The sequence below is a fragment of the Streptomyces sp. NPDC058052 genome (assembly GCF_042885515.1).
Classification (GTDB): Bacteria; Actinomycetota; Actinomycetes; order Streptomycetales; family Streptomycetaceae; genus Streptomyces.
The window spans coordinates 252,399-270,645 of the sequence record NZ_JBHVRX010000006.1; the positions used below are offsets into that span (position 1 = coordinate 252,399).

The following is an 18,247-nucleotide window of genomic DNA, read 5'->3' on the forward strand; positions in this document are numbered from 1 at the left end:
GGGAGAGGTGCCCGGAGTGGTTTATCGGGGACCGGAGCCTCGGCTCCACGGTCGGGTCCATCGGGCCCGCGCAGGTTCGAATCCTGCCCTCTCCGCAGAGGACACGCACGATCACCGGGGGTCTCGCCCCCCGGAGGAGCCCGCTCCGGACGGCCTTCCCGGCGTCTTCCGGAGCGGGCTCCGCGCGTGCCCGGCCCGGGGGCGGGCCGGGCGGCGCGTCAGCGGCCGGCCGGGGCGAGGTCCGGGTCCCCGAGCGTCCGGTGGGCCATCTCCAGGACGCTGCGACCGATCTCCTCGGCGTCGATCGGCGAACCGTCAGCGATCAGGTCGTCCAGCAGGCCGTCCGCGGCGTGGTAGATCATGCGGAACGCCCACTCGGGGTTGGCGCTGCGGAACGCGCCGGCCACCGCGCCGCGCCGGACGAAGTCGCAGATCGTGTCCACCACGCGGGCGTTGGACTCCTTGCACAGTTCCAGCGCCTTCGCGTTCGCCGATCCGTAGACCAGGCGGTGCAGTTCCGCGTTCTCGATGGCGTGGTCCAGGAGCCTGCGCAGCAGCTCGTCCATGGTGGGCCACCATGCCTGGCCCCGCCCCAGGATCTCCTGGGTGGTGTCGTAGAAGGCGCTGACGTACTGCTCCCACAGAGCGGCCAGGACGTGGTCCTTGGTCTCGAAGTACATGTAGAAGCTGCCCTTGCCCATGCCCGCGGCCGTCGCGATGTCCGCGATGGTCGCGTCGGCGAAGCCGGCCGTCCCGAACACCTCCCGGCTGGCCCTCAGGATGTCGGCCCGGCGCGCCTCGGGGGTCTTGACGACGCGCTTGCGCTTCCTCGGGGTCGCGGTCTGAGCCATCACTGCAGCCCTCCTTGCTCGGGGTCTCTGTGTCGAGGCTACATGACCGACCGCCGGTCGCTTGTCGGACCGACCGTCGGTCAGTTAGCGTTTCTCGTGCTCAGGCTCCGCAGGGCCCCCTGCTGCGCGCAGTTCGGGGACCCTCCATTTCCGCGTGAACATGAGGAAGACATGACACAAACGACCCCGGACGCCACCCGAGGAAAAGGTCTGCTCCTGACCTTCATCTGCGTGGGCGTCTTCATGGTGTACCTCGACTCCACCATCGTGAACGTGGCCCTGCCGGAGATCCAGGCGGACCTCTCGGCGGACATGACCCAGCTCCAGTGGGTCATCAACGCCTACGCCCTCGTCGTCGCCTGCCTCCTGCTCACGGCGGGGACGCTCGGCGACATCTTCGGACGCAAGCGCATCTTCCTCGGCGGGCTGGTGGGCTTCCTCGCCGCGTCGGTGCTCTGCGCGCTCGCGCCGAACTACGAGTTCCTGCTGGTCGCGCGGGTGCTCCAGGGCGCCGCGGGATCCATCATGATCCCGGTCTCGCTGGCCCTCGTCTCCACCACCTACCCGCAGCCCGCCGCCAGGGCCCGCGCCATCGGCATCTGGGCCGGCATCGGCGGGCTCGCCCTCGCCGCCGGACCGGTGCTCGGCGGCATCCTCGTGGACGCCTTCGGCTGGCAGTCGATCTTCTGGGTCAACCTGCCCTTCGGCGTGGCCGCGCTGATCGTCCTGGCCGGCCGGCTCGCCGAGAGCAAGGCGCCGAACCGCCGCCGCGCCGACATCGCCGGACAGGTCCTCTTCGTCGTGGCCATGGCCACCCTCGTCTACGGCCTGATCGAGGCCAGCGCGCGGGGCTGGGGCGACCCCGTCATCCTCGGCTCCTTCGCCGTCGCCGCCGTCGCCCTGGCCGCTTTCATCGCCTGGGAGCTGCGCAGCGAGGACCCGATGCTGCCGATGAACCTCTTCCGCAACCCCGTCCTCGTCGTCGCCGGAGGCGTCAACTTCCTCGGTCTGTTCGGCCTGTACGGCAGCATCTTCCTGCTGACCTTCTACCTCCAGCAGGTCAACGGCCTGTCCACCACCGAGGCCGGCGTCCGGTTCCTCGCCCTCAACGTGTCGATCATGGTCTTCTCGTACGTGGCCAGCGTGGCCGCCGCCAAGTTCGGCCCGAAGGTCCCGATCCTGATCGGCTCGCTGGCGAGCGCGGTCGGCCTCTTCGAGCTGTCCCTGCTGGAGCCGGGCAGCGGATTCGGCTCCTACTGGTGGGCGATGGCGCTGCTCGGCGCGGGCGTCTCCCTGGTGGGAGCGCCGGCGACCGTCGCGCTGCTCTCCTCGGTCCGCCCGGAGCAGGCCGGCACCGCGTCGGGCGTGTCCAACACGTTCCGCCAGGTCGGCAGCGTGTTCGGCGTGGCCCTGACGGGCACGCTGCTGATCCAGCACCTGCACGGCGAGGTCCCGGACGCGCTGAAGGGCGTGCAGCTGGATCCGGCGGCGCGGGGCGAGCTGACCGGCCCGCTCTCCTCGGGCGACCTGAGCGTCATCTCCGGACTGCCGGAGCAGGTGCGGGGACCGGTGCGGGACGCGGTGGCCCCGATCTTCACGGACGGCCTCCAGATCGGCTTCACCGCCGCCGCCCTCGGCACCATCGTCGGCGGCCTGCTGGCGCTGGTGGTCCTGCCCAGCCGGAAGAAGATGGCCGAGGCCAGGGCGGCGGCCGCCGCCGCGGCCGCCGGGCCCGCCGCCGACCCCTCCCGTGCCGCCTCCGTGTGACCGCGGCCGTCACTGCTCACGCACCTGATACGGAGGCACCGTGGAAACCGACGAACTCCTCACGGCCTACCGGCACCTGCTGGAGGCGGCGGAGCGCATCACCGACACCTCGCCCCTCGCCGAGTCCGACCGGGCCCAGATCGACTGGATCCTGGCGCACATCGCCCTGAGCGACCGGGCCCTGGCCGGCGCGGGGCGTGATGTCCTCGCCGGCCGGGCGGCCCGCCTGGACAACGCGCAGGCCATGTCGAAGTCCGAGATCGGCCGGATCCTCGGCTCGACGACCCACGCCGAGCGGGCGGAGCTGGTCCGCAGGAACGCGATGGAGCTCATCGACCTGCTGGCCCGCACCCCCGAGGAGGCGGCGGAGGCGACCGTCCGGGCCCGCCTCGTCGACCGTGAGGGGTCCGTGGTCTTCGACCAGGACCTCAAGTGGGGAGACCTGGTGCGGGTCCGCGCGAGGGAGCACATTCCCGGACACGCGGCCACGCTGAGGGCCCGGGGAGGCGCGCATATCGGTTCGTAGGGACACCGGCCGGGTGCCGGTCCGGCACCCGGCCGTCTCGACGGCCGGGATTCACGGTAAACATTCGTAAAAGTAAGTTCACAGTGAATCCTATTGTGGGAGGATCGAATCGAACTAAAGCGCAAGGCTGTTCGTGGAGATGACGACACGGAATACCGTCGAAAATAAGTCACCCGACCTGAAATAATCGGGAGTCCGCGACGGCGCCGTGTTCGTCTTCATGTGCACCCCACACATACGGCAACGGAGGACGATGTGCTGAGTTTCTCGATTCTCGGGTCGTTAGAGGTACATACCGCAACAGGTCAGGTCGAGATACCGGGCGACCTGCAACGCACACTCTTACAGGTGCTCCTCGTCAGCGAGGGACAGGCGGTCTCCGGCGAGACCCTCGTCGACGAGATGTGGGGGGAGTCGGCCCCGGACAACCAGGCGAACGCCCTCCAGGCGCACATCAGCCGACTGAGGCGCCGGCTGAAATCGATGGAGCCGCAGCGGACCGTGTCGCGCCTGACCGTCCACCCGTCCGGCTACCGGCTGGCCGTGGGCGAGGACGAGTTCGACGCCGCCCAGTTCCTCCGCAAGGTCCGCCGGGCGGAGGACCTCTTCACCGCCCACCCCGCCGAAGCCGCCCGCCTCCTCCGCTCCGCCCTGTCCATGTGGAGAGGCCCCGTCTTCGGACCCCTCCCCGGCGGGTCGGTCTGCCGTCTCGCCGGCTCCCTCTACGAGGAACACCGCCTGAGGGCAAGGGAGTTGCTGTTCGACGCCGAGCTCGGCGCGGGCCGCCACGCGAGCATCCTGCCCGAACTCTGCGACGCCCATGTCAACAACCCGCTCCGCGAGCGCTTCTGCGAGCAGCTCATGATCGCCCTCTACCGCTCCGGCCGGCAGGCCGACGCGCTGGACACGTACCGCCGCATGTGGCAGCGCCTCTCCGAGGAGATCGGCGTGCTTCCCTCCCCGTCCCTGCGCAACGTGGAACACGCGATCCTCTCCCACGACCCGTCCCTCGCCCTGACCAGCGCCCCCACGCTCCTTCGCATCGCGTGACGGACCCCCTCCCCGTGACGCCGCGCGGACGCTGACCGTCCCGAACGTCCCCAGGACACATGAGCGGGCCCGTTCCGCCGCCCGCGGCGGAACGGGCCCGCTCGCCGTGTCCCGGGCGGAACGGGCCCGGGCCCGCTCCTCAGGCGGTACGGCCCCCGGGCAGGAGCGTGCGGAACCCGGCGTAGGGGACGAGGGCCTCCGGCAGGACCACACTGCCGTCGGGCCGGCAGCCCTGTTCGAGGAGGGCCGCGACCGTCCGCCCGATCGGCAGCGCCGACCCGTTGAGCGTCGCGGCGGGGCCCTTCCGGCCCGCGGCGTCGCGGTGGCGGATCCCCGCCCGCCGGGCCTGGAAGGTGCCGCAGTCCGAGACGGAGGAGATCTCCCGGAAGTCACCGCTGCCCGGCAGCCACACCTCGATGTCGTAGGTCATCCGCGCGGAGAAGCCCATGTCGCCCGCGGGCAGCAGGACCACGCGGTACGACAGCTCCAGCCGCCGCAGGCACTCCTCGACGTGCCCCACCATCAGCTCCAGCTGCGCGGGGGCGTCCGCCGGCGCGCAGACCCGTACCAGCTCCACCTTCTCGAACTGGTGCAGCCGCAGCAGCCCGCGGGTGTCCCGCCCGTGGGAACCGGCCTCGGAGCGGAAACAGGGCGTGCGGGCGGTGAACGCGAGCGGCAGCTCTGCGTCGGTGAGCGTCTCCCCGGCCACCAGGTTCGTCAGCGGCACCTCGGCGGTGGGGATCAGGAAGAGCTCGCGGTCGCCGACCCGCGTGGCGAAGAGGTCCTCCTCGAACTTCGGGAGCTGACCGGTGCCCGTCATCGTCTCCCGGTTGACCAGGAAGGGGACGGAGTACTCGGTGTAGCCGTGGTGCGCGACGTGCAGATCGAGCAGGAAGTCGCCGACCGCCCGCTCCAGCCGCGCCCCCGCCCCGCGGGAGACGTGGAACCGGGCCCCCGACAGACGCGCGGCGCGGGCGCCGTCGAAGAGACCGAGCCGCTCGCCGAGGTCGGCGTGGTGCGGCCCCCCGGCCTCCCCGGTGACGGGCGGCCCGCCCCGGCGTACCTCCACCGCCTCCTTCTCGGAGCGGCCGTCCGGCACCTCGTCGAGCGGAAGGTTGGGGATCGTCCGCAGGCGCTCCGTCAGCTCCGCGCCCGCCGTCCGCGCCTCCGCCTCGGCCTCCTGCACCCGGTCCCGCAGGGCGCGTGCCGCCGCACGCTCCTCCTCGCCCGGGGCGCCGCGCGTGCCCCCGCGCGCCGCTGCCTTCAGCTCCGCCCGCAGCCGGCTCACCCGCTCCTCGGCGGCGGTCCGCCTGCGGGAGGCCGCTTCCAGGACGTCGAGGTCGAGGGGGTGATCGCGTCGCGCCAGGCGCCGGACGGCCTCGGGCCCCAGCGCGATCAGTTCGCGTACGTCGTGCACGGCGGGTCTCCTCTTTCCGGTGCGGCCGCGGACCCCGGCCGCGCACGTGCCGGCCCGGTCGGGCCGAAGGGGGGTATGGGCAGGGGCAGCCGACCCGGTGAGGGTCGACTGCCCCGGACGGCGGTGACGGTCAGGCTGCGGCGACGGCGAGCACCGCGTTCTGTCCGCCGAAGCCGAGGGAGTTGCTCAGCGCCAGGTCGACGGGGACTCGCGTCTCCGTCGCCGCGACCTTGATCTCGATGCGCGGATCGGGACGGGTGAGGTTGGCGGTGGGAGGCACGATGCCCTGTTCCACCGACAGCACCGTGAAGACCGCCTCCACGGCACCCGCCGCTCCCAGCAGGTGCCCCGTCACGCCCTTGGTGGAGGTGACGAGCGGGTCGCTCGTGAGCGTCCGCTTCAGCATGGTGGCCTCGGCCAGGTCGTTCAGGGGCGTCGACGTGCCGTGCGCGTTGACGTGCGCCACGTCGCCCGGCCCGGCTCCCGCGTCCCGCAGCGCCTCGCGGACGGCCGACTCGATGCCGGCGCCCGCCGGATGAGGGGACGTCATGTGGTGCGCGTCGGCGGACGCCCCGTACCCCGCCACACGGGCCCGTACCCGGGCACCGCGGGCGCGGGCGTCCGCCAGCCGTTCGAGGACCAGGATGCCGGCGCCCTCCCCGGCGACGAACCCGTCCCGGTCCGCGTCGAAGGGACGCGAAGCGGCGGCGGGGTCGTCCTCGCGCCGGGACAGGGCGCCCATCTGCGCGAAGCCCGCCATGGCCAGCGGGGTGATCAGGGCCTCGCTGCCGCCGGTCAGGACCACGTCGCACCGGTCGAGGAGCAGCAGGTCGCGCGCGACCCCCACGGCGGTCGTGCCCGAGGCGCAGGCGGTGGAGACCACGAGGTTGGGACCGGTGGCCCCGAACTCGATGGCCGCCTGGCCCGCCAGCATGTTGGGCAGCTGCATGGGCAGCAGCAGCGGGGACACCTTGGCGGCGCCCGACGACAGGAGCACCCGGTGCTGGGCCTCCACCGTGGTGGGCCCGCCGTCGCCGTTGCCCAGGACCACGCCGACGCGGGCGCCGTCCCAGGTCTGCGGGTCCAGCCCGGCATCGGCCAGCGCCTCACGGGCGGCGACCAGGGCGAACTGTACGAACGGGTCCAGGCGCAGGGCACGCCTGGCCCCCAGCAGGGCATCGGCGTCGAACCCGGGGACGCGGCACGAGATCCTCACCGGGTTCGACTCCAGGACGGGGTCGAAGGCGGCCGTGGATCGCCCTGAGCGGACCGTCTCCCAGCTCGGCCCCACCCCGATGCCGGCCGGGGTGACGAGGCCGAGGCCGGTGACGGCCACATCGATGCCCGCCATCAGATCTTCGCGCCCCGCTGTTCCATGAGCGCCACGATGTCGCCGACGGTGGGCGCCTCCACCAGCTCGTCGTCGCTGATCTTGAGCCCCAGCTCGGACTCCAGCATGAGGGACAGCTCCACGACGGCCAGGGAGTCGAGCTCGATCTCCTCCCGGGTGGCCTCGGGGGTGACGGCCTCGGGCGAGACCTTCAGCTTGTCGACGAGGATGCTCTTGAGCTGCTCGAACATGATGTTCCTCCGGTCGTGCGCACGGGGCGCGGGGTGATCACTGCGGGGTGGGAAGGGGGTGTGGGGATGTGGGGGGAGGTGGGGATGTGTGTGTGGGCGGGGCTCAGAGCGGATCGAGCTCCGGCCAGTGCAGGGCGGTGGCGCCCCAGGCGAGGCCGCCGCCGAACGCGGTGAGCAGGACCTTCTGGCCCGTGGTCAGCCGGCCGTCCTGGGCCGCCTGGGAGAGCAGCAGCGGCAGGGACGCGCCGCCGGTGTTGCCGACGTGCTCGATGTTGGACAGCCGCCGCTCGTCGGGGATCTCCAGCCGGTCCGCGACCGCCGCCAGGATGCGGGCGTTGGCCTGGTGGGCGGCGAAGCGGTCGACGCCGTCCATCGTCCAGCCGCGGCGTTCCACCGCCTCCACGGAGGCCGCGGTCATGCGCTCGACCGCGTGCCGGTACGTGTCGCGCCCCTGCATCCGGAAGTAGTGCTCCTCCGGACCGGCGGCGCGCCCGGAGGACCGCTGCCGCGATCCGCCGGCCGGCACCTCGATGAGATCGCTCCGCCCGCCGTCGCTGCCCAGGACGAGCGGGCCCACCGCGCCGGGCTCACCGGGGTCGCCGGCGCGGAGCACGACGGCACCCGCCCCGTCGGCGAAGATCACGGCGGTCGTGCGGTCCCCGGGATCGATGATGGTGGTGAACGCGTCGGCCGCCACCAGCAGCACCCGGTCCGCGATGCCCGCCGCGATCAGCCCGGACGCGCTGGCCAGACCGTAGAGGAACCCGGTGCACACCGCCGCCACGTCGAAGGCCGGCACCCCGGTCAGGCCGAGGCGCGCGGCCACGGCGGGCGCGGTGGCGGGGCACGTGTGGTCCGGCGTCGTGGTGGCGAGCACCACGGCGTCGGCGTCCTCGCCGCCCGCGGACTTCAGGGCCCGCGCCCCGGCCTCGACCGCCAGGTCGGAGGTGGCCGTCCCGGGGGAGACCACGTGGCGCGTCGCGATGCCGGTGCGGCTGCGGATCCACTCGTCCGAGGTGTCGAGCCGGCGGGTCAGGTCCTCGTTGGTCACCACGTCCGGCGGCACGTACGACCCGATGCCCGCGATGACCGCGGCGCGCCCCGTGGCCAGGGGCCGGGACGGTGCCGTCATCCCTCGCCGCCCGCCTGGCCGCTCGCCAGGACCTCGACGGGCAGGCCCATGTAGGCCATGCGGGCCTCGGCCATCTCGTCGGTCCACTGCTCGGCCATGTCGTAGCGCTGCTCGGGGGTGGTGTCCAGCATCCGCACCCCGGGCCAGATCTCGTAGTCGCGGATCAGGTCGGCGTGCTCCTGCATGCCCTTCTGGAACATCTCCTCGCGCGGCAGGACGTACTCGCGGTCGGGCAGTTCGTCCCAGAGCCGGACGCCGGAGCGCAGGATCTCCAGCAGCCGCGGCCGGTACTCGGGGTGCTTGGCGACGTGGTCGCGGAGGATCGTGCTCGCCACGGTCAGGTGGCGGATCTCGTCGATGGCGGTGCCGCGGGAGATCTCGCCGGTGGCGGGCGACAGCGGCGTCCACTTGCGCTCGCTCAGCTCGGCCGCCGGCGCGAGCACGCCCTCGATGACGATGGCGAAGACGGCGACCCCGCCGATGAAGTCGGACTGGCCGGTGACGATGTCGTCGGTGAACTCCTTCACCGGCTCCAGCACGCGGCGCCGGTAGTCGGCGGCCATCTCGTCCACGTCCCGCAGCAGGCTGTCCGCGGGGTGACCGAGCTCGACGAGGTGGTTGCGGAACACCCGGGCGTGCCGGGCCTCGTCGATCAGCTGGGTCGCGTAGAACTCCATCTCCGGGATGCCCGGGGCGATGGTCACGTAGCGGCCGAGGATCCGGGTGGCCATCTCCTCCGACAGGGCCCGGAAGCCGAACTCCAGGGTGAGCGCGTCCCGGAGCGGGCCGGGCTCCTTGAGGAAGCCGGGGACGACCGCGTCGGCGTGGTGCCCGGTGTCGCCGCGGTCCCGCAGGGTGCCCTGTGCCACGGACGTGAACCAGTACGAGAGGTCGCACTCCTCGGGCCCGAGGGTCAGCTCCTTCGCCCCGTCGAGCAGGCCGGGGGCCTTGTCCCAGTCGGCCTCGGGGGCCACGGACTCGGTCATGCGGTGGTGTCCTTCCTGGTCTGGCTGCCCGGTCCGGGGTCCCGGACGGGGGTGAGCGGCCCGCTGAAGAGCCCGCCCGCGTAACTGAGCAGGGGGTCGCCCTCGCCGACGACGGCGTGCGTCACATGCCCGATGAGCACCTCCTGGCCGCCCAGCGGAGTGGCGCCGAAGAGCCGGCACGTGTAGTGCGCCAGCGCGCCGTCGAGGAGCGGCGCCTGCGCGTACGGGCCGGGCTCCCAGGCCAGGCCGGCGAACTGCGCCGCCCCCTCGGGACGCGAGCCGTCGGCGAAGTACCGGGCCAGATCGGCCTGGTCCCCCGCGAGGACGTTCACCGCGTAGCGGCCGGCGGCCGCCGCCAGTTCGGCGAACTGCGACCCCCGCCGCAGGGAGGCGCCGAGCAGCAGCGGCTCCCGGGAGACGGTGGACACCGTGCTGACCGTGGTGCCGTGGAGCACGTCACCGTGACGCACGGTCAGCACCGCCACCGGGGCGGCGAGGTGGTACAGCGCCCGGCGCCGGCGCAGCCGGCCCTCGGGGCTGCGGTGCCCGGCCGCCGGCCCGGTGCGCGGGCGGAGCGCGGTGCTCATCGCGCCGCCTCCTGACGGACCCGTCCGCCGGGCGCGGCGGTCCGCGCGGCGGGGACGTGCCCGACGGGCGCCGGGTCGGAGACGTGGCCCACCGGCTTGGGGTGCTTGATGCCGAGGTCGTCCAGGAGCCGCAGGTAGCCGGGCTGGCGCACCGGCTCGAAGGGCAGCGCGAAGGACTTCATGAAGTTGCCGAAGAGACCCCGGTCCCCGAAGAGGTGGAAGGGGATCACCAGCAGCGCCCACTCGGGGCCGATGAGCCAGCACCACAGGGCCACGACGGCGGCCTGCGTGATGAGGCTGTGCATCACGTTGTAGAGCACGTAGTACGTCTTCGCGATCGGGCGGCCGCCGCTCCGCCGGAAGGCGATGGCGCCGGGGATGTACCCGATGAGGTCGATGTAGAGGAAGAGCGCGATCGCCGGCACCCATCTGATCTCGTCCAGATGGGCGATGAGGAGACCGGTGGTCACCGCCAGACCGACGAGGTACTCGGCCCGGTGGAGCGAGTAGGTGCGTGGTGTTTCGAAGGGGTTGGCCTGATCCACGGTTCAGCTCCTGTCGGGGCGGCGGGTCACGCCGCGGCCGTCTCCGGGCGGGTGTCGCTGAGGTTGGCGTCGCCGAGCAGCTTGGTGCCCGGGAACATGCCGGTGACGGCCCAGGCCACGCTCTCCTTGATGACGCGCTCGGCGATGGGGTCGAGGATCCCCTCAAGACTGGGGATGCCGAAGTCGAAGTCGGCCTCGAAGTCGACGGCGACGTCCGCGCCCTCCTGGCGCAGCGTCCACACGCCCTCGAAGCTGTCGAAGTCGCCGTCGATCTGCTCGAAGCGGGCCGTCAGGTCCTCCAGGGAGAACTCGTCCCGCTCCGTCCAGCGCAGCAGACCGCTGCGGAAGTGCAGCTCCCAGCTCGAACTGCAGTCGTCCGACGGCAGGGTGCCGTGCACGGTCGTGGTGTGCACGTGGGGGGCGAGATCGGGGTACCGCTCCCAGCGGATGATGGACTCGAAGACGGTCCGGGCCTCCTGTGCGGGGACCAGCACCTTGATCTCTACGTGTCGCACGGTCAGTTACCGCCTTCCGGCATCGTGGCCGCGCCCCGGATCAGGTCGCGGGTGGCCTTGTCGAAGGAGTCGAGGAGGATCCGCACCTCGGCGCCGGTCAGGGTGGCGGGCGGCGTGAAGCGCACCACCGCGCTGCCGTTCATCGAGTGGTTGGCGACGACTCCGTGGTTGAACAGCTCGATCAGCAGCTCGCCGGCGAGCCCGGCCTCGACCAGCTCGACGCCGATCAGCAGACCGCGCCCCCGGACCTCCACCAGCTGGTCGGGGATGTTGCGGCGGGCGATCTCGGTGAGCTCCCGCAGCAGGACGGCACCGAGCTCGACGGCCTTGGTGACGAGCCGCTCCTCCTTGATCGTCTCGATGGACGCCTGGACGGCGGCCATGAGCAGCGGCTGCCCCGAGAACGTCGCGGTGTGGAGGAAGGGGTCCTTGTCGAAGGGCCGGAACGCCTTGCGGGTGGCGACGGCGGCGGAGACGGGCAGCACACCGCCGCCCAGCGCCTTGCCCGTCAGCATGACGTCGGGCACGACACCGTCGATGTCCACGCCCCACCACTCGCCGAGCCGGCCGAGACCGGACTGGATCTCGTCGATGACGAGGAAGCCCTCGTACTGGCGGACCAGTTCCTCGACCCGCTTCAGGTAGCCCTTCGGCGGGATGATCACGCCGCCCTCGCCCTGGACGGGTTCGAGGATGACGCACACCTCGCCGGGATGGGCCGACAGCTCGGCCTCCAGCGCGTCCGCGTCGCCGAACGGCAGGTGGAGGAAGTCGGGCACCAGCGGCCGGAACGGCTGCTGATAGACGTCCTTGGCGGTGGCGGACAGCGCGCCGAGGGTCTTGCCGTGGTAGCCGCCGTTCATGGAGACGGTGCGGCGGAACCCGTTCGCCCGGGCGAGCTTGAGACCGGTCTCCACGGCCTCCGCGCCCGACAGGGCGAAGTGGACGCGGTCCAGCCCCTCGGGCATGACCGACACGAGGGCCTCGGCGGCCCGGGCCGCGGTCGGCTCCAGCAGGATCCGGGTCGCGGCGGGGTGGGTGTGCAGCTGGCGCTGGACGGCCTCGACCACCCGGGGGTGGCGGGCGCCCATGATGAAGACCCCGTACCCCCCGGCGTTGAGGAAGCGCTCGCCGTCGCTGGTGGTCAGCCACGCTCCGGAGGAGTCCACCTCCATGTGGCTGCCGAACAGCTCGGCCAGCGTGGCGCGGCCCTTGCTGAGGTGGGCTCGGTAGAGCCGGAGGATCTCTTCCTCCGCGCTCGGCGGCGCGGCGCCGGCGGGGGAGTCCTGGACCACGGTCACGAGTCGTCACTCCTATGACTTGCGGGACGGAACGGGGGAACGGAGGCCGGCGGCCGCGGGGGACGGCCGCCGCGAAGGGCCTCAGGCCAGTTCGAGGGAGCCGCCGGCGAACCAGCTCAGCAGCGGTTCGGCCGCGGCGGGCCGGGCCGGAGGGTGGAAGGCGAGGGGGCGTACGGAGGCGGCGATGGTCGCGTTCGGGGACCCCTTGATGAAGTCGATGCCGCCGAGGAGCTCCAGCGCCCGGTTCGCGTGGGTGACGAGGGCTTCCTGGACGGTGTAGCGGGCGACCAGGGCGCCGGCCACCGCCTCCTCGCCGTCGACCCCGGTCTCCAGGGCGCGTGCGGCGCCTTCGAGCAGGGCGACGGCGGCCTCGTGGCCGATCGCGAGGGACGCGCGCTCGGCGGGGTTGCCCCGCTCGCGCGTCACGACCTCCTCCACGAGGGCGGCGGTGGCTCCCGTGTACCCGGCGGAGATGAGCAGGACGAACCAGATGAAGCCGGCCGTCTGCAGGTCGTCCAGCCGGCTCGGGTCGTCGGCCGAGGTCCGTACCACCAGCTCCTCGGGCACGAACACGTCCTCCAGGCGGACCTCGTCGCTCTCGGCGCCGGCCAGCAGGCCGGTGCCCCAGAACGGGTGCACGCTCAGTCCGGGGGAGTCCGCCGGCACGAGGGCGACGGCGAGCTCGGGCGCGCCGTCGGAGCCCGGCACGGAGATGCTGGCCGTCAGCAGGTCCATCGAGGACGACAGGCTGCACGGCTTCTTCGAGCCCCGCAGGCGGTAGCCGCCCTCGACGACCTCCGCGGTGACGGTCGGTGCGAGGACGTTCTGCTGGGTCCGCCCCTCGGCCCAGCCGGACGCCATGAGCTTCTGCTCCGGCACGATCCGGTGCAGCAGGTCCAGCTGGGCGGCGGTCAGCCGGTCCTCCCGCTCGGCCAGCGCGTAGAGCATGGCCGCGGTGAAGTGGTGCATGGTCGTGGCGGCGGCCAGCGACGGCGACACCGCGCCGAGGGCCTCCTGCACGCGGACGGCCTCCAGCGGGGAGGCCCCCGCGCCGCCGAACGCGGCGGGGATGAGCAGCCCGACGCCGCCGTGGGCGCGGAACAGGTCGATGGCGGCGCTGCCGGGCTGCTCGCGCTGGTCGAAGGGGATCTCCTCCAGGGCCTTGAGGAGCCCCGGGTGGTACTGCTCGCAGACGGCGCGGGCACGGTCGAGGGAGCGCACGGGTACCTCCGGTGGGAGAAGGGAGAGGGGTTCGGGGCGGAGGGTGTGGGGGGTGGCGCGCTCAGGCGCCGAAGACCGCCTCGTACGGGCTGACGCCGCTGGCGATGCTGACGCCCTGCAGATGGGAGGTCTTGAGCATCGGGTAGTTGGCCTCGCCGAAGGCTCCGCCGGTCAGACCGGTGCCGCCGTGGGTGGGCAGGTAGGGCACGCAGCCCATGTGCGAGTCGTTGATCTTCAGCAGTCCGCCGTTGACGACCTGGCGCACGAAGGTGTCGATGACCTCGTCGGACCCGGTCCACAGCGAGTTGCGCAGCCCGTACGGGTTGGCGTTGGTGAAGTCGACGAACCGGCTGAGCAGTTCCTGGTCGGCGGCGGGCTCGGCGACGACCACGGGGATGAGGGGGAAGAACGTCTCCTCGCGGACGATGTCGAACTCGCGGGCCCGCGCCAGCCCGTCGACCCGGACGACGGTGGGCTGGAGGAACACGCCCGTGTCGGACGGGGTGCCGTCCACCTCCATGCGCCGCCCGCCGGTGACGAGCGTCCCGCCCTGGTCCAGTGCCTGGTTGAGCAGGCGGAAGAACCGCTCGCTGCGCCGGACCGGGGAGAGCAGGACGTCCTCCTCCTCCGGGTAGCCGGGCCGGATCCGCTTGACCTGCTCCTGGAGTTCGGCCAGGAGCTCGTCGGCGACGGCGGGGTGCACGAGGACGCCGTTGGGGACCATGCAGATCTGGCCGGAGCCGTAGAACGCCTCGGTGATGGCCTCGACGGCCTTGGGCACGTCGGCGTCGGACCAGACGACGACGCAGTCGTTGCCGGCCAGTTCGAGGATGGCCTTCTTGCCCTTCTCGACGCAGTTCCGCTCCAGGCGCAGGCCCTCCTGGCTGCCGCCGATGTAGAAGATGTCGTCGATGAGCGGGTCGTCGATCCAGCGGTCCATGGTCTGCTTGGGATTGGCGCACAGGGCGTTGAGCGTGCCGGGCGGCGCGCCGAGCTCGTCCAGGATCGGCGCGACCACGTCCCGCATCAGCCACATGGTGCTGAGGGCGATGCTGCGCGGGGCGCGCATGACGACCGCGTTGCCGGACATCAGGCACAGCACGCCGAGGGCGGCGCTGGGCAGCGGGGCGTTCTGCGGCGGGTTGAAGGCGACGACGCCGTCGGGCTGGCGGCGCACGATGAGGCGGCGGTCCCCGTGCCGGAACTCGGTGTGCATCTGCTCCTGGTACCAGCCGAGGCTCTCCTCGCTGAAGATCTGGAGGAGCGAGCTGTACTCCCAGCGGGCGAGCTTGGCGGGGTGGGCCTCCGCGATCAGCATGTCGACGAACTCGTCCCGGCGCCGCTCGAGTTCCTCGCGGAAGCGGTGGCCGAGGGCCATGCGGCGCTCCAGCGGGAAGGCGGCCCAGCCGGGCGCGGCGGCCGCGGCGGCCTCGCTCGCCAGGCCCAGGGCGTCGTCGCTCGCGATGGCGCAGCGGCCCACCACGTAGGGGTGCTGGGCGGCGTCCGACTCGGGGTCCTTCTCCAGCGTCCGCTTGAGCGTCACGCTGGTGAACACGTCCTCCAGGAGGGATCTGCCGCTCACGGTGTAGACCCAGCCGTCGCCTTCGACGTCCTTGCCGGCGACGTAGAGCTTGTAGCTGCGCAGAGGTGCCTGGCGTTCTTCTGCCGCACGGCCAGAAGAGGCAGAACGTACGGAGGATTTCTCCTCTGTTGTTCCGTCCGAGAGCATGGTTGGCCTTTCCGGATGGGTCCCGGTGCTGACCGGCACACGGGAGCGAGGGGAGCCGGGATTCGATCGTGACAGCCTGCTCTGACCTGGTTCTGACACCGAGCTGATGCTTTCCCTCCGGAGTCCCCGCGGGCCCCCGGAGCGCGGGTGCCGGCCGTCCGGGACGGCGGACGGGGGAGGGGCCGGCGACCCTTCCGGGCTGATTGACCGACGGTCGGTCCGGTTGTTACGGTCGATTGGAGAGGAAGATCACCCGCCGCTCCGCGGCAGGCTTCCCGTTCCGTTCCCGCCCACGTGTGAGGACGCCATGCCCAACGACCCCCAGGTGCCGGCCCGGACCGCACCGCAGGCAGCCGGCCCCCGCAGGGCCCTCGTCGTCGCCAACCCGACGGCCGGCACCATGGCCCCCGAGATCCTGGCCGAAACCACCGACCTGTGCCGAGAGCGCCTCGAACGGGTCGACGTCCACATCACCCGGTACAGGGGAGACGCCCGCGCCGCCGTGAGCGCGGCGCTGCGACGCCCCCCGGGTGAGGACCCCGACCTCGTCGTCGCCGTCGGAGGCGACGGCACCGTCGGCGAAGTGATCGCCGGCATGACCGTCGGCCACCGGCCCGCCACCGCCGGACTCGTCACCGTCCCGGCCGGCACCGGAAACTCCGGCTACCGCATGCTCTGGGGCGACCTCCCCTGGCAGGACGCCCTCCGCGCCGCCCTCGACGGCCCCGCGTCCGGCGCCGCCACCCGCCGCATCGACCTGGCGCTCCTCGTCGAGACGGGTGCCCTCGTCGTCCTCGGCGCGTGCAGCGGCGTCATCGCCCAGGCCCTGGAGACCGCCCGAGGCATCCCTCTGACCGGACCCGCCCGCTACGCCGAGGCCCTGGCCGAGACCGCCCGCACGTTCACCGCCTACCCCGGCCGCGTCACCGTCGACGGCTCGGTCGTCCACGAGGGCGGCACCGTCTTCGCCAACGTCGGCGGCGGACGCATCCGCGGCGGCCAGTACGTCGTCCTGCCCTGGTCGGTCCCCGACGACGGCCTGCTCGACGTCTGCGTGCTCGGAGCCGACGTGCTCCCCTCCGAAGTGGCCAGACTGACCCTGAACGGCGCCCACATGAACCGCCAGGGCGTCGTCTACGCGCGCGGCCGCACCATCCGCGTCGAACGCCTCGACGGCCACCCGCTCTGCTTCGAGCACGACGGCGAACTCCAGCCGGCCGGAGGAACCGCGATGACCCTGCGCGTCCTGCCCGCGATGATCCCCGTATGGGGCGCCCCCGTCCCCGAACTGACGCCCGCCGCATGAGCGCCCACGCGCACATACCCGGCCGGGTGACCGTCCCGCAGCAGCCCTCGGCGGCGGACAGGTCGGCCGGGCGGGGGACCGTCCCGGGCCGGCCGGCGGTGCCGGACGCGCCCGGCCCCTCGATCCCGTCGCGCCGGGCTCCCGGGCCCGGCCCCTCGATCCCGCCCGATCAGTCCGCCGCGCCCGCCGAGCCTGCCGCGCCCGCCGCGGCAGTACGGCGCGGGACCGCTCCCGGCGGGCCTCCCGCGCTGGTCACACTGGCCCGCTGGGCCGCCGCGCTCCGTCCCGAGCAGGTGCCCGAGCGGGTGCTCTCCCTCGCCGCCAGCCAGCTGCTCTCCCAGCTGGCGGCCATCCGGGCGGGCGCCGCGCAACCCCTGGGCGCGCGCATGGTCGAGGCGTTCGGCCCGCCGTTCCAGGACGACCCGCGCACCTCCGCGTGCGTCCTGGCGGGCCTCGGCTCCTGGCTCAACCTCGACGACACCGCCTACGCCGGACACCTGTCCCCCTCCACCGTCGCCGTCCCGCTGGCCTACGCCCACCACCTGGGCCTGGACGGAGCCGCGCTCCTCACCGCGATCGTCGCGGCCAACGAGTGCGCCGCGCGCGTCACCGCCGCCGCGACCCTGGGCCCGCTGCGCGGCCAGAGCGCCCTGCACACCCACCTCGTGGGCGCCGTCGCCGGGCGCCTCCACTGCGAGGGCGCCACCGCGGACACCTGGGCCGATGCCCTCGGGCTCGCCCTCGCACAGCCCCCGTGGCCGCTCCTGCGGGCCTTCCTGGCGAGCGACGCCCGCCTGTTCAGCACCTTCGCCCCGGTCCGTACCGCCATGGACGCCTGCGACGCGGCGGCCGCCGGCTTCCACGGCCCGCCCGACCTGCTGGAGCACCCCGACGGCTTCCTCGCGCGCTTCGCCACCGTGCCCCTCGCCGACGCCGTCACCGACGGCCTGGGCGAGCGATGGCACACCGACACCCTCTCGTTCAAGATGCATCCGGGCGGCCCCGGGGTGGACGCGGCCATCGACTGCGCGCTCGACCTGCACCACGACCTCGCCCTCGGCCGCCTCGACGCCGCGGACGCGATCGAGGAGGTCGTCGTCGAGACGTCGCTCTACACGCTCACCGCCCAGCGCACGGCGGAACGTTACGTCCACGGCCCCGGCGCCCCGCTCGGCGCGCTCGTCCTCCACACCCCGTACACCGTCGCCACCGCGCTCCTCACCGGCGACCTCACCGTCGCCGACTTCACCGCGCCCGCACGCGACGAGGAGGCCCGCTGGCGGACCGCACGACGGGTCCGGCTCGCCCACGACCCCGCCATGACCCGGGCCCTGCTCGCCTCGGAGGCGCCCTTCGGGGAAGCGATCCGCCGGGCGGGACCGGACGCCGCGGCCTGGCTCGAAGGCTTCGGCGGCCCCGACCTCGTCGCCATGGCAGCCACCGCACGGCCCGACCGGACCGAGGACGGCTTCGCCGCGGCGCACAAGGCCACCGGTGCCCGCGTGACCGTACGCCTCACCGACGGCCGGACCGCGGCCAGGGAACGCCTGATCCCGCACGGCGCCGCGGGCCCCCACACCCGCCGGAACCACGCCCGTCTGATGCGCCGGAAGTTCACCGGCCTCGGCGGACCGGACCACGTGGCCGAAGCCGTCGGGGAGATAGGGACGATGCCCCCCGCCGCCCTCCGCTCCTGGACCGAGGCGGCCCTGAGCTGACCGACCGCCACGACC

General features: G+C 73.0%; 17 protein-coding genes and 1 tRNA gene. 6 read left to right on the top strand and 12 right to left on the bottom strand.

Annotated elements, in window-relative coordinates:
• Position 1 precedes the first annotated feature (1 nt).
• Positions 2-95, top strand: a tRNA-OTHER gene (locus ACFVU3_RS11755).
• A gap of 123 nt (positions 96-218) precedes the next feature.
• Here ACFVU3_RS11755 and ACFVU3_RS11760 read toward each other — a convergent pair.
• A complete protein-coding gene (locus ACFVU3_RS11760) occupies positions 219-851 on the bottom strand; it encodes a TetR/AcrR family transcriptional regulator (RefSeq protein WP_390065699.1) in 633 nt (210 codons plus the stop codon).
• Positions 852-1,022: 171 nt separating this feature from the next.
• On the opposite strand from ACFVU3_RS11760, the gene ACFVU3_RS11765 reads away from it, so the two are divergent.
• The 3 genes from ACFVU3_RS11765 to ACFVU3_RS11775 all read left to right on the top strand — a co-directional run bounded on the left by ACFVU3_RS11765 (position 1,023) and on the right by ACFVU3_RS11775 (position 4,194).
• Positions 1,023-2,618 (top strand): MFS transporter, encoded by a 1,596-nt coding sequence (locus ACFVU3_RS11765; RefSeq protein WP_390065700.1) that lies wholly within the window; start codon positions 1,023-1,025, stop codon positions 2,616-2,618.
• A 40-nt stretch (positions 2,619-2,658) separates the two neighbouring features.
• Complete coding sequence (locus ACFVU3_RS11770; RefSeq protein WP_390065701.1) at positions 2,659-3,144, top strand: hypothetical protein; 486 nt, start codon at positions 2,659-2,661, stop codon at positions 3,142-3,144.
• Between the two features lie 255 nt (positions 3,145-3,399).
• A complete protein-coding gene (locus tag ACFVU3_RS11775) occupies positions 3,400-4,194 on the top strand; it encodes a BTAD domain-containing putative transcriptional regulator (RefSeq protein WP_390065702.1) in 795 nt (264 codons plus the stop codon).
• Between the two features lie 139 nt (positions 4,195-4,333).
• Here ACFVU3_RS11775 and serS read toward each other — a convergent pair whose 3' ends face one another.
• From serS to ACFVU3_RS11830, 11 genes are all read right to left on the bottom strand, one after another.
• Positions 4,334-5,611 (bottom strand): serine--tRNA ligase, encoded by a 1,278-nt coding sequence (serS, locus tag ACFVU3_RS11780; RefSeq protein ID WP_390065703.1) that lies wholly within the window; start codon positions 5,609-5,611, stop codon positions 4,334-4,336.
• A gap of 130 nt (positions 5,612-5,741) precedes the next feature.
• Positions 5,742-6,962, bottom strand: coding sequence for a beta-ketoacyl-[acyl-carrier-protein] synthase family protein (locus ACFVU3_RS11785; protein WP_390065704.1), 1,221 nt, complete (start codon positions 6,960-6,962; stop codon positions 5,742-5,744).
• Positions 6,962-7,192, bottom strand: a complete 231-nt coding sequence (locus tag ACFVU3_RS11790) for an acyl carrier protein (RefSeq protein ID WP_390065705.1) — start codon at positions 7,190-7,192, stop codon at positions 6,962-6,964. The genes ACFVU3_RS11785 and ACFVU3_RS11790 overlap by 1 nt, the downstream gene beginning before the upstream one ends.
• Before the next feature lie 103 nt (positions 7,193-7,295).
• Positions 7,296-8,324, bottom strand: a complete 1,029-nt coding sequence (locus tag ACFVU3_RS11795) for a beta-ketoacyl-ACP synthase III (RefSeq protein WP_390065706.1) — start codon at positions 8,322-8,324, stop codon at positions 7,296-7,298.
• Entirely contained in the window at positions 8,321-9,310 is a 990-nt protein-coding gene (locus ACFVU3_RS11800; RefSeq protein ID WP_390065707.1) for a VlmB-like protein, read from the bottom strand. Before ACFVU3_RS11800 ends, ACFVU3_RS11795 begins: the two co-directional genes overlap by 4 nt.
• Positions 9,307-9,897 (bottom strand): flavin reductase family protein, encoded by a 591-nt coding sequence (locus ACFVU3_RS11805; protein WP_390065708.1) that lies wholly within the window; start codon positions 9,895-9,897, stop codon positions 9,307-9,309. The genes ACFVU3_RS11800 and ACFVU3_RS11805 overlap by 4 nt, the downstream gene beginning before the upstream one ends.
• Positions 9,894-10,442: a hypothetical protein gene (locus ACFVU3_RS11810; protein WP_390065709.1), complete on the bottom strand. Its 549-nt coding sequence runs from the start codon at positions 10,440-10,442 to the stop codon at positions 9,894-9,896. The genes ACFVU3_RS11805 and ACFVU3_RS11810 overlap by 4 nt, the downstream gene beginning before the upstream one ends.
• Before the next feature lie 26 nt (positions 10,443-10,468).
• On the bottom strand, positions 10,469-10,957 hold the full coding sequence (locus ACFVU3_RS11815; protein ID WP_390065710.1) for an SRPBCC family protein: 489 nt from the start codon (positions 10,955-10,957) through the stop codon (positions 10,469-10,471).
• A gap of 2 nt (positions 10,958-10,959) precedes the next feature.
• Positions 10,960-12,258: an aspartate aminotransferase family protein gene (locus ACFVU3_RS11820; RefSeq protein ID WP_390065711.1), complete on the bottom strand. Its 1,299-nt coding sequence runs from the start codon at positions 12,256-12,258 to the stop codon at positions 10,960-10,962.
• An 81-nt stretch (positions 12,259-12,339) separates the two neighbouring features.
• Positions 12,340-13,479: an acyl-CoA dehydrogenase family protein gene (locus ACFVU3_RS11825; RefSeq protein WP_390065712.1), complete on the bottom strand. Its 1,140-nt coding sequence runs from the start codon at positions 13,477-13,479 to the stop codon at positions 12,340-12,342.
• Between the two features lie 61 nt (positions 13,480-13,540).
• Positions 13,541-15,061, bottom strand: coding sequence for an aldehyde dehydrogenase family protein (locus ACFVU3_RS11830; RefSeq protein WP_390065713.1), 1,521 nt, complete (start codon positions 15,059-15,061; stop codon positions 13,541-13,543).
• A 454-nt stretch (positions 15,062-15,515) separates the two neighbouring features.
• Here ACFVU3_RS11830 and ACFVU3_RS11835 point away from each other — a divergent pair, with 454 nt between their 5' ends.
• Together ACFVU3_RS11835 and ACFVU3_RS11840 are read left to right on the top strand one after the other, a co-directional pair.
• Entirely contained in the window at positions 15,516-16,514 is a 999-nt protein-coding gene (locus ACFVU3_RS11835) for a diacylglycerol/lipid kinase family protein (protein ID WP_390065714.1), read from the top strand.
• The gene (locus tag ACFVU3_RS11840) at positions 16,511-18,232 is read left to right on the top strand and encodes an MmgE/PrpD family protein (RefSeq protein WP_390065715.1); all 1,722 of its coding nucleotides are present in this window, start codon (positions 16,511-16,513) and stop codon (positions 18,230-18,232) included. Before ACFVU3_RS11835 ends, ACFVU3_RS11840 begins: the two co-directional genes overlap by 4 nt.
• The last annotated feature ends 15 nt before the right edge of the window (positions 18,233-18,247 follow it).